The organism is candidate division KSB1 bacterium (assembly GCA_034506335.1).
Classification (GTDB): Bacteria; Zhuqueibacterota; Zhuqueibacteria; order JANLFK01; family Oleimicrobiaceae; genus Oleimicrobium.
The window spans coordinates 25,714-36,800 of sequence record JAPDPR010000005.1; the positions used below are offsets into that span (position 1 = coordinate 25,714).

The 11,087-nt window shown below is 59.1% G+C and carries 9 protein-coding genes; all 9 read right to left on the reverse strand.

Going from position 1 to position 11,087, the window contains the following annotated elements; genetic code table 11:
* Window positions 1–8: 8 nt before the first annotated feature.
* Window positions 9–1,610 carry a M20/M25/M40 family metallo-hydrolase gene (locus ONB25_03015; protein MDZ7391856.1) on the reverse strand — a complete coding sequence of 534 codons (1,602 nt, stop codon included), beginning with the start codon at window positions 1,608–1,610 and terminating at the stop codon, window positions 9–11.
* 113 nt (window positions 1,611–1,723) lie between these two features.
* The gene (locus tag ONB25_03020) at window positions 1,724–2,056 is read right to left on the reverse strand and encodes a hypothetical protein (GenBank protein ID MDZ7391857.1); all 333 of its coding nucleotides are present in this window, start codon (window positions 2,054–2,056) and stop codon (window positions 1,724–1,726) included.
* Window positions 2,057–2,209: 153 nt separating this feature from the next.
* The gene (gene carB / locus ONB25_03025; protein ID MDZ7391858.1) at window positions 2,210–5,404 is read right to left on the reverse strand and encodes a carbamoyl-phosphate synthase (glutamine-hydrolyzing) large subunit; all 3,195 of its coding nucleotides are present in this window, start codon (window positions 5,402–5,404) and stop codon (window positions 2,210–2,212) included.
* Window positions 5,401–6,468 (reverse strand): glutamine-hydrolyzing carbamoyl-phosphate synthase small subunit, encoded by a 1,068-nt coding sequence (gene carA, locus ONB25_03030; protein MDZ7391859.1) that lies wholly within the window; start codon window positions 6,466–6,468, stop codon window positions 5,401–5,403. Before carA ends, carB begins: the two co-directional genes overlap by 4 nt.
* 150 nt (window positions 6,469–6,618) lie before the next feature.
* The gene (locus tag ONB25_03035) at window positions 6,619–7,140 is read right to left on the reverse strand and encodes a DUF2284 domain-containing protein (GenBank protein MDZ7391860.1); all 522 of its coding nucleotides are present in this window, start codon (window positions 7,138–7,140) and stop codon (window positions 6,619–6,621) included.
* 70 nt (window positions 7,141–7,210) lie between these two features.
* Window positions 7,211–8,317 (reverse strand): KamA family radical SAM protein, encoded by a 1,107-nt coding sequence (locus tag ONB25_03040; GenBank protein ID MDZ7391861.1) that lies wholly within the window; start codon window positions 8,315–8,317, stop codon window positions 7,211–7,213.
* A complete protein-coding gene (locus tag ONB25_03045) occupies window positions 8,277–8,822 on the reverse strand; it encodes a GNAT family N-acetyltransferase (GenBank protein MDZ7391862.1) in 546 nt (181 codons plus the stop codon). Before ONB25_03045 ends, ONB25_03040 begins: the two co-directional genes overlap by 41 nt.
* Window positions 8,809–9,837 carry a D-alanine--D-alanine ligase gene (locus ONB25_03050; GenBank protein MDZ7391863.1) on the reverse strand — a complete coding sequence of 343 codons (1,029 nt, stop codon included), beginning with the start codon at window positions 9,835–9,837 and terminating at the stop codon, window positions 8,809–8,811. The genes ONB25_03045 and ONB25_03050 overlap by 14 nt, the downstream gene beginning before the upstream one ends.
* Entirely contained in the window at window positions 9,834–10,886 is a 1,053-nt protein-coding gene (locus ONB25_03055; GenBank protein ID MDZ7391864.1) for an ATP-grasp domain-containing protein, read from the reverse strand. The genes ONB25_03050 and ONB25_03055 overlap by 4 nt, the downstream gene beginning before the upstream one ends.
* Between the last annotated feature and the right edge of the window lie 201 nt (window positions 10,887–11,087).

An 11,087-nucleotide genomic window follows, 5' to 3' on the forward strand; every position in this document is an offset into this window, starting at 1 on the left:
GGCCCCTCTCAAGGTTTCTGCCCAGGAGCATGGCCTGTTGCTTCGTCCCCCCGCAGGCCAAAGTCTTTCTCAGCGCGTGGCGGAAGCTCCTCGTTGGCCAACAACCAGGTCACCGCAAATACCAGCCGCGCCACCTGTGCCAAATGCTCGCCCGTAAGCTTGTCCACGGTGTCGGTGGGTTTGTGGTAGTCGGCATGCAGCCCAGTGGTAAAGTTCACGGCACGCACGCCCCGCCAGTGGAAGGGCATGGCGTCAGAACCGGCAGGGACCTTTTTCTCGCTGAAATGGAGGGCGAGACCCTCAAAAGCGTTTGCACGCTCGACCACTGCCTGGAGTTCGGGGGCGTGGGCGCAGCCCTCGATCTTCACCCCAGCGGTGTCGTTGCAGCCGATCATGTCCATATTCAGCATGGCCACAGTGGTGGACAAAGGGAAGCGTGGGTTAGCCACGTAGTATCGGGAGCCGAACAGCCCTTTTTCCTCACCAGCAAAGGCTACGCACACCACCGTGCGTTTGGGCCGCCCGCCGGCTGACGCCAGCGCCTCAGCTATGGCCAGCAATGCCGCGGTGCCCGACGCGTTGTCGTCTGCGCCGGGGAAGATGAGCGTGTCACCGCGCGCGCCGATGTGGTCATAGTGAGCCCCCACCACGACTGTTTCGTGCCTGAGTACGGGATCTACCCCCTCCCACACGCCGATCAGGTTCTGCGTGGCATAACGCGTGTATACCAGCGTGGCGCGCATGCGCACTTCCACCTGAGGAACAAGGAAGCTTTGCGGCACCAGCGTACTGTCGATGGCCGCCTGCAACTGGCTGAGCGTTTTCCCGCCGGGGCTCGCCAAGTCCTCCGCCAATCTCTTGCCCACGCGCATTACCACCAGGGGGATCGGCTCCCGTTCTTCAAGCACCAAAGGAGCGCCTTGGGAATCGGGCAGCCATTCGTGGGCTGGCCGCTCGAAACGATGGTGCAGCGGGTCAGTCACCAGCAGCACACCCACGGCGCCGTGGAGGCGTGCATTCTCGACCTTTTGCAGGACCGACGAGTGCACCGTTTCCCTTGCCCCGTCAAAGACGCTGCTTGAATCGTGCTCTTGCGGTTCGTGCGCAAACAGGAGCACGATCTTGCCGCGAACGTCAATGGAGGCGTAATCATCGTAGCCGTATTCGGGCGCGGTGATACCGTAGCCGACAAACGCGACCCCTCCCTGCACCTCGGCGCTGTGGCTCACATGGGCAGGACTATAGTCCTTGCGCAGCCGATACACCACGTTCTTGCCGTCCACCGCAAGAACAAAGCAGTTGGGCTCGCCGAGGCGCACGCGGAGCAGGTTGAACGGCTGCATCTCAACGACCCAGCCTGCCGCCCGCAGCTTGTGAGCGATGAATGCCGCACAGCTATCCAGTTCGGCGCTGGGCGTGTCGCGGCCGCGCATCCTGTCCGCGGCAAAATAGCCGGCGTAATTCAACACTTTAGCCGCATTGATGCTCTGCAGCCCTTCTTCAGGTACCTGCCAATGCTGAGCCCAGACCCTGCCCAGCATTGCCGTGCAGATCAGCGCGACCAGCGCCCAGGGGATACGCCCCGGCATCATCACTCCCTGGCGTTGCAAACCATGCCTGTTCCGATGCTCTGGCCTGGACCCGTACCGCATTGTGCTGAAACCCAAGGGGATGTGCCGCCTGCGCGCGGCCTGGTCCGGCAGCACGTCGACTTGCAGGTGCCTCAGAAGGTGCGCAGGTCAGACCAACGCTCCGCGAATCTAAGCCACCGGCCAACAAACGACGCACCAAGAGTGATCAGCAGCAGGCCCAATAGAACACCGGCAAGACCCAACCAGAAACCCCATTGCGCCAGGGCACGCCCCTCGGCAGGGGAGCGCCCCTCGGCAATGGCTCGCTCTTCCTGTTTGCCCAAAACCATGGCGATGAGGCCCAATGGGAACCACAGGCAACAACACCAGCTGCCGAACACCAATGCGCACAAACCACACACAAAGGCTGCGACCGCCTGGCCGCTGGCTTTCCCCCTCTGCGATGACTCCAACTTGCCCGACATGCATTCTCCTTCTGCCAAGGGAGACCGCCCCATCTTGCTTCGCACGTGGTAATTTAAGACCTGCAAATGACAAAGTCAAGGCAGAAAGGAGTGTTCGTGTTGGGAAGAGTTGGGCAGGCTATCCCCCGCACAGAGGGAAACAAGGCTCCCCCCTTAGTGGCCGTACTCGCGCCAGCTCTTGATGTGAAGTTGGTGGAGTGACTTGCGCGCCAGTGCTTCCACAAACCGTCGCGCCAGCTGCATGTTCGTGATCACCGGCACGTTGTAATCGACGGCAGTGCGGCGGATTATGTAGTCGTTGGTGAGCTCTTCTTCCTGGTAGTTTTTTGGAATGTTGATGACCAAATCGATTTTGCCCCGCCGGATGTATTCGACGGTGCTGGGGGACTTGCCACTGAGCGGCCAGTGCAAGTGGGTCGCCTGGACGCCATTTGCCTCAAGAAAGCGACAGGTACCGCCTGTGGCGTACAAATCAATGCCCATCCGTGCCAGCACGCGAGCGCTGCCTAAGAATTCCGCCTTGCTCTCAATCGGTCCCGTAGAGAGCAGCACTGACTTGATGGGCAACCTGTACCCCACTGAGAGGAGCGCCTTCAGGAAGGCCTCGTCGAAATCGTCGCCAAGGCAGGCCACCTCGCCGGTGGAGGCCATCTCTACCCCCAGGGTGGGGTCAGCACCCTCCAGACGGGTGAAGGAGAATTGCGGCGCTTTGACCCCCACGTACTCCAAATCCAGCAGCGAGCGCGCGTTGCGCGGCACTTCATGTCCCAACACCACCCGGGTAGCGATGTCAATAAAGTTCACCTTCGCAATCTTAGACACGAAGGGAAAACTCCGCGAGGCTCGAAGGTTGCACTCAATGACCTTAACGTCATTGTCCTTTGCCAAAAATTGAATGTTGAACGGTCCGTTGATCCGCAGCGCCTCGGCGACCCGGCGCGTGATCTGGAGGATGCGTCGCATCGTCTCGAGGTAGGTCCGCTGTGGCGGCAGGACCATGGTGGCGTCGCCAGAATGCACGCCCGCATTTTCCACGTGTTCAGTGACCGCGTAGACCACTAACTGGCCTTGTTTGGCCACTGCGTCGATCTCGATCTCCTTGGCATTCTCATAGAACTTGCTAATCACGACTGGGTGGTCAACGGAGACCTCGGCCGCTCGTTCCAAGTAGCGAGAAAGCTCGGTGTCGTTGGAAGCCACGCTCATCGCGGCCCCGCTGAGGACATACGAAGGTCGCACCAGCACCGGGTAGCCCACGGTGCGCGCGAACTCTTGGGCAGACTCCATGGAGACAAGTTCCTCCCACTCCGGTTGATCGATGCCCAGGCGATCCAGGAGGGCGGAGAACTTGCGTCGATCCTCTGCCTGGTCTATGTCCACTGGCGAGGTGCCGAGGATGCGGACTCCTGCGCGGTGGCACTTCATGGCCAGATTGTTGGGAATCTGCCCCCCAGTGGAGATGATCACCCCTACTGGGTCTTCCTTCTCATAGATTTCCAGAACCGTCTCGAAACTCAGCTCATCAAAATAAAGCCTGTCGCACTCGTCATAGTCGGTGCTGACGGTCTCCGGATTGTAGTTCACCATGACCGTGCGATAGCCCAGTTCCCGCAGAGTGCGCACCGCGCTTACGCAGCACCAGTCGAACTCTACAGAACTCCCCACGCGATAGGCACCCGAACCCAACACCATCACCGACTGTCCCGGGGCGGGTGTCACATCATCCTCGCTGCCGTTATAGGTGAGGTACAGGTAGTTGGTCTGTGCGGGGTACTCGGCGGCCAAAGTATCAATCTGCTTGACCACCGGAATCACTCCATACCGCTTGCGGAGTGCGCGTACCTCCTCTTCACTGCACCCGCTGAGGCGGGCAATCTGCAGGTCGCTGAAACCATGTTCCTTTGCATGCCGCACCAGCGGCGCGCTGAGACGTTTCTTCGCAGTCCTCAGGCGCGTTTCTATCGCCACGATGTTGGCGATCTTGTACAGGAACCACCGGTCGATATGCGTCAACTCATAGATCCTCTCCACGGACATGCCGGTGCGCAGCGCCTCAGCAATCACAAAGATGCGCCGGTCGGTTGGTTCCCGCAGTTCAGTGGCGATGTCCGGGCTCTCTCTCCAGCCATTGGCCACCAGCCCAACGGCACCGATCTCCAGCATGCGCAGTGCCTTTTGGAGCGCCTCTTCGAACTTGCGCCCGATGGCCATGACCTCTCCCACGGACTTCATGCCTGAGCCAATGCGCCGCGACACCATGCGGAACTTGCTCAAGTCCCACCGCGGAATCTTGACCACCAGATAGTCAAGAGCCGGTTCAAAGCAGGCTCGAGTCACTTTGGTGATGGAGTTGTCCAATTCGGTGAGGCCATGACCCAAAGCAAGCTTCGCCGCTACAAACGCCAGGGGATAGCCAGTGGCTTTGGAGGCGAGCGCAGAGCTGCGCGAAAGACGTGCGTTCACCTCGATCACCCGATAGTCTTCCTTGGTGGGGTGCAGCGCAAATTGGATGTTACACTCGCCCACAATCCCCAGATTGCGCACCACTTGAATGGCAACCTCGCGGAGGAGGTGGTATTCGCGGTTGTTGAGGGTCTGGCTCGGGGCGACCACGATGCTCTCGCCCGTATGGATCCCCATCGGGTCGAAGTTTTCCATGTTGCACACGGTGATGCAGTTATCATACTGGTCCCGCACCACCTCGTATTCAATCTCCTTCCACCCTTCCAGGAATTCTTCAATGAGCACCTGGGGGGTAAAGGAGAAGGCTTTGCTGGTTCGCTCCCGCAGAGCCTGTTCGTCCTCACACACACCCGAGCCCAGACCTCCCAAGGCGTAGGCCACACGCACCATGACTGGATAGCCGATCTGGGCGGCTACATTCACGGCTTCATTTATGGAAGTCACCGCCTGGCTGCGCGGTGTCTTGACACCTATGCGCGTGAGGCACTCCACGAACAGCCCGCGGTCCTCGGTGTTCCGAATCGCCTCCACAGGCGTACCGAGCACCCGCACCCCATAGCGCTCCAGAACTCCACTGTCGTAAAGTTGCAGCCCACAGTTGAGTGCAGTCTGCCCGCCAAAACCCAACAGGATGCCGTCCGGCCGTTCCTTCTCGATCACCTTGCCTACGAATTCGGCAGTAACCGGCAAGAAGTAAACCTCGTCTGCCAAATAGTCGGACGTCTGAATGGTGGCGATGTTGGGGTTCACCAACACCACCGCAATCCCCTCTTGCTTGAGCGCTTTGACCGCCTGGCTGCCGGAGTAGTCGAACTCCCCGGCCTCGCCGATCTTCAGCGCCGAGCTTCCCAGAACAAGGACTTTTTTGGGCAACTGCACGCTCACAGCACACTCACGAACTGGTCAAAAAGGAAAGCGGTGTCTACAGGTCCCGGCGATGCCTCCGGATGAAACTGGACGCCCATGAACGGTTTGCTGCGATGGCGCACCCCCTCATTGGTGCCGTCATTGGCATTCACGAACCAAGGCTCCCAGCCTTCTGGAAGGGTCCGAGTATCCACCGCATAACCGTGGTTTTGTGACGTGATGAAGCAGCGTTTGGTGCCAACCTCGATACAAGGCTGATTTTGGCTACGATGGCCAAATTTGAGCTTGTAGGTGTTTGCGCCGGCAGCCAGCGCCAGTAGCTGGTTACCCAGACAAATGCCCAAGATGGGTTTGTGCCCTTCGAGCAAACGACGCAACCTGAAGATTGTGCCTCGAGCCATCTTGGGATCCCCAGGTCCGTTAGAGATGACTACGCCATCAAAGTCCTGTCCGCTCAGGTCATAGTCCCAGGGCACACGGAGCACGCTCACATCTCGCGCCAGTAAGCTGCGCAGAATGCCGTGTTTGCACCCGCAATCGATCAGGACGACCTTCTTGTCCCCGTCTCCCAGCTGCTGCGGTGCCCTGACGCTGACCTGGCTCACCAAGTTCTCCTTGTTCGGGTCCCAGAAGGCTGGCTCGCGTCCGGTGCCTACGACAAGCTTGCCCAGCATGGTCCCCCTTTCCCGCAGGCGTTTGGTGAGCATGCGGGTATCCACGCCAAAGATGCCGGGTACCCTTTCCGCCTTCAGCCATGCGTCTAAGGAACGCGCGCTTTGCCAATGGCTCGGCTCCTCGCACACCTCTGCCACAACCAGTCCTGACACGTGGATTCGCTCGGACTCGAAGCTTGAATGGACCACACCTTCGGGCTCGTCGGGGGGCACGCCATAGTTCCCCACCAACGGATAGGTCAACACCAGGATCTGTCCGGCGTACGACGGGTCGGTCAACGACTCCGGATAGCCCACCATGCCGGTGGTAAACACCACCTCCCCCACCGCAGGGGCAGGATGCCCAAAAGACCAGCCGGTAAACTGCGTGCCGTCTTCAAGTATGAGTTTTGCCTTGCGTGTCTCCATCGTCGGCCCACGATCTACAGCACTTTTGTGCGCGTCTTGTATACAGAATCGGCGTCCAGATGCGGACGCCGTCCACCTTTGCACCGTCCGAAAAATGAGGCCATTTCTCCTCACAGGCGCAAAGCGTGCAATCTCGCAGGCTACCACAATTCAGTCGACCAGCACCAGCGAAACCAAGTCGTAGCAGGCCTGCTCAGAGGTGACCACCTCCAACTTCAGGCCCAGATTGCGCACGGTCGCGTACACGTCAATGCCGCATGCCTCCATTGCCGGACGCGCCAACCGCGGGTGGATACACGGCCGCGTGGTATCGCACGTGCCACAAAGTGGGCAAGGTCCTGCCCCCAGGGCGAAGGCCTTGTAGAAGCCATCAAGAAAAAGCTGGCGTTCTAACTCCGCTCCCAGTTTGCGGCTAAGAAGGCGCACCTCCTCCTCTCGTTCGGCGGGATTGCGGTCAAAGCGCAAAAGCAGGGCACGGTGGTATTCGCTCAGCCAGCGACGCGTGACCGCAGGGGTGGGACTGTAAGGAGGGCACGTCAAGCATTCGCCGTACCCTCCGCATCCGAACTGGCACTTTAACCGTACCCATTCTGCCACGCTCACTGCCGAGACGGGAATCTCCCTACAGAACGTTGCCCCGCCCTCCAAAGCCTGGCGGATGTACTTCTCCATTGCCTCACCTCGCCGGCAAAGAGCCGCGACAAAGACACTTGCCAATTAAGAAGCCGTGAAGCGACACCCGCTACGAGACAAGTTCGCCGTCCTCGTGGACCAGCTCTACAGGCGCCGGCTCTACAGGGCAGCGGGTTGGGCCGGGCTGACGGTAGCGGAATACTCGCCCCTCATAGTTGCGCAACACGACCTCGTCGTCATTCATGGCCAACACATAGTGAGGCAGGAGCGGAATCTTGCCCCCACCACCCGGGGCATCGATGACGAAGTGGGGCACAGCCAGGCCCGACGTCCAGCCCCGCAATGCCTTGATGATCTCCAGCCCCTTCTCCACCCTGGTGCGGAAGTGCTCCGTGCCAAACACCATGTCCGCCTGGTAAATATAGTACGGGCGGACCCGCGCCTGCAAGAGCTTTTGCACCAGCCGCTTCATCACCTCCGGGTCATCATTGACGCCCTTGAGCAGCACGGTCTGGTTGCCCAAAGGAATCCCTGCGTCAGCTAGGCGCGCCAGCGCCCTCACGGCGATCGGGGTCAGCTCATCGGGGTGATTGAAGTGAACATTCACGTACAGGGGGTGGAACTTCTTGAGCATCCTGGCGAGCTTTACGGTCACGCGCTGCGGGAGGAAACAAGGGACGCGCGTACCAATGCGGATAATCTCCACATGCGGGATGCGCCTAAGCTTCTGCAGAATGAAGCCGAGCATCTCATCGCTCAACAGGAGCGGATCGCCGCCCGAGAGGATGACATCGCGAATCTCGGGGTGCTGGGCGATGTAGTCAAGCCCCTCGTCAATGTACTTCATGCTGATTTTGCTCGGATCGCCCACCTTCCGTTTCCTCGTGCAGAAACGGCAGTAAGAGGCACACACGTGGGAAATCAAGAACAGACACCGGTCCGGATAGCGATGCACGATGTTGTTGACCGGCGAGTCCCTGTCCTCGGCGAGCGGGTCCTCGAAAAGTTGACTATCCTCCAGCTCGCGTACATCGGGTACCACCTGCTTGTAGAGTGGATCCCCCTTGCTCTTTATCAACGAGAGGTAGTAAGGGGTAATGCGGATCTTGAAGTGGCGTGCTACTCTCTCTAGCTCCTCCACAGGAATGTTAAACTTCTTGGCCAGTTGCTCTGCGCTACTGATGCTCTGCTGCAGTTGTCGTTGCCAACTTTCCATGTGGTCTTTGCCCTCCTTCAGGCAGTGCGTTGAGGCGCTTGGCAAAGATCAGCCTATCGTCACCCGGACGGTAGAAATCCTTGATGCGCGCCTCGATGGTGTAGTTGTTGCGCAAGTAGAACTGCTGCGTTGGCAGATACTTCCTCTGGGACGAGGTCTCAATGATGATAAGGCGGCCGTTCTGACTCTTCACATAGTCCTCCACGAATTCTAAAAGCTGCCTGCCAATGCCTCGGTTTTGCATCGTCGGTGATACCGCAATCCAATACAGGTCGAAAGTCCCCTCAGTTGCAGGCGTTGGACCAAAACACACATATCCTACCACCTGGTCATTGTCGGCAATCGCTGCATAGACGAGGTAGTCTTTCTGCTCCTTGTTGAAGAGGTAGGTGTCGATCAATTCCATAGCCACGTTCACTTCGGCCATGGTAAACATGTCTGTCTGCTGGAGGATCTCGTACACCGCAGCTCGATCCTCCGGCTGCAATTTTCTAATTACGACCATTCCGACCCCTCTGTAGTGCGTAGGTAAGCAGGCGACTCACAAACTCCTCAAAGGTCACTCCCGCTGCCCGCAGGGCGCGTGCATAACCGGCATCAGGCGATATGTCCGGATTCGGATTGAACTCCAACACATACACTGAGCCTTTGGCGTCCACACGCATGTCCACCCTACCGTAGTCCCGGCCGTGTAGGAGCTGGAACACCCGCACAGCGATTTGTTCCAACTTGCGCCGGAGCCTTCCTTCCACTTGGGCTGGACAGATCGCCGGCGTGCCGCGATAGAGCGGGTGTTCTGGCAGCCATTTAGCCTCGTAGCTGGTGATGCGCGGTATACCCACAGGTACCTGGGAGTAGTCAATCTCCGACATAGGCAGGACTGTTGGCGGATCGCCATCCAACAGGCTGACATTGAACTCGCGCCCGTCGATAAACTCTTCTACCAGAACCGGCTGGCGATACCTTTCCAGCAAAGCCTTCGTCACGTGCCGAAGCTGCCGCACGTCCTGCACTACGGAGTCAGGAGATATCCCCAGGCTTGCGTCCTCTTGAGAGGGCTTGGCAATTACTGGAAAATTGAGGCCGAGAATCCCTTCCTCCGGTGGCGCGGTAAAGACGCGATATGCTGGCGTACGGATCCCGGCTGCTGCAAAAAGCCGCTTTGCCACCACCTTATTCTGCGCCAGGCCCAAGGTCAAGGGCGGGTTGCCCGTGTACGGGACGCCTAGCAGCTCCCAGACGCCGGCAACGGCTAACTCATGCTGCGCCCGGCCCCGGTAGCCCTCGCACAGGTTGAAAATGACATCTGGCCGGCTCTTTTCCACCTGGGTCATTGCACGCCGAATATCGCTGACCGGCAAATACCCGGCACGATGCCCCAGTCGGCGCAAGGCCTCGTACACGGCCTGGGCCTCTTGCTTGACGGCCGCCTCCGAGATTTGGTCCGGATGGCTATCGCCCGCCAGGTCCACCTCGTTATAGGCCACCAGGACCCGAAGTTTCGTGCCTTTCTCGCTCATTTAACTTGCATCCCGTACCGCGCGGCAGCGATTTCAACGACCCTGTTGATCATCTCCTGATAGGTGTACCCCGCCGTGCGTGCCGCCTTCGGGAAGCAAGAATTGTCCTCAGGCCTGGGCAGGATTCCTGGCAGCGGGTTGAGCTCCAGAATGTGCGGACGTCCTTCTTCGTCTGCCCGGACATCCACCCGACACCAGTCACGCACGTGTAACACCTGATAGGCACGCTTCACCATCTGTTCAATCTCCTGCCTCGCGGCCTCAGGCAGGCGTGCCGGACATTCAAACATCCGCAGGGGGCGCTCCGGCGTGTCCCAGATCCACTTTGCTTCGTAGGAGTACAGCGGACGCGCGCCTGCAGGGAGTTGGTCATACACGATTTCAATGATGGGCAACACTTCTACTTCACTGCCGTTGCCCCACATCGCTACCGTAAACTCGTCGCCTGAGAGAAACTCCTCCACCAAAACTGGCTGCCGGTAGGTAGCCAGGCACATCTTCACCCGTTCCTGAGCCTGAGTTGCGTCATCCGCCACCGAGTCGTTGAACACCCCCTTGCTGCTCCCTTCAGAGACCGGTTTGACGATGACCGGGAAGCGCAAGTCCGTGAGCTCTATGGCTTCACCCGGCCGGACCACCGTAAAACGCGGGGTGGCAACGCCGTAGTAACTCAGAATCTCCTTAGCCCTGGCCTTATTGAGGCACAAGGCCAGAGTCAAAGGGTCAGAACCGGTATATGGGATACCCAAACGCTCGCACACCGTGGGCACATACGATTCGCGGAAATCGCCAAAGAGCCCCTCGGCCATGTTGAAGACCAAGTCGGGGCGCCATCGCTCCAATTCGGCCCCCACTCTCCCATCACCCTCCACGCCTTCCACCTGGTGCCCCCCAGCGCGCAAGGCCTCTATCACGGCCTGAATGGTCTCGAAAGAATCTCCTTCCGCAAAAAAATCGGGGGGAATGGCATCTGCCCCATTGCCGCCGAAACTCTTGCGGTATTCCGCCAAGAGTCCTTCTTTGCTGCTGAAGGTGACAACTATCTTCATTGCGTGAGTGCCCGCCCTACAAGGGGGCGGAATCTACCCTCCTTTCTTGTCACTGTTATGCTTACAATGACCGTGCCAGAATTTTCGGCTTGCCTCAATCGATTACTTATCAGCTGTTTAGGGCAGGTCCACAGGGCACAAAAAGAGATGACGCGGAAGGGCAATTCTCAGAATGAAAATGACTTCTCCGTGGGGGGGCAC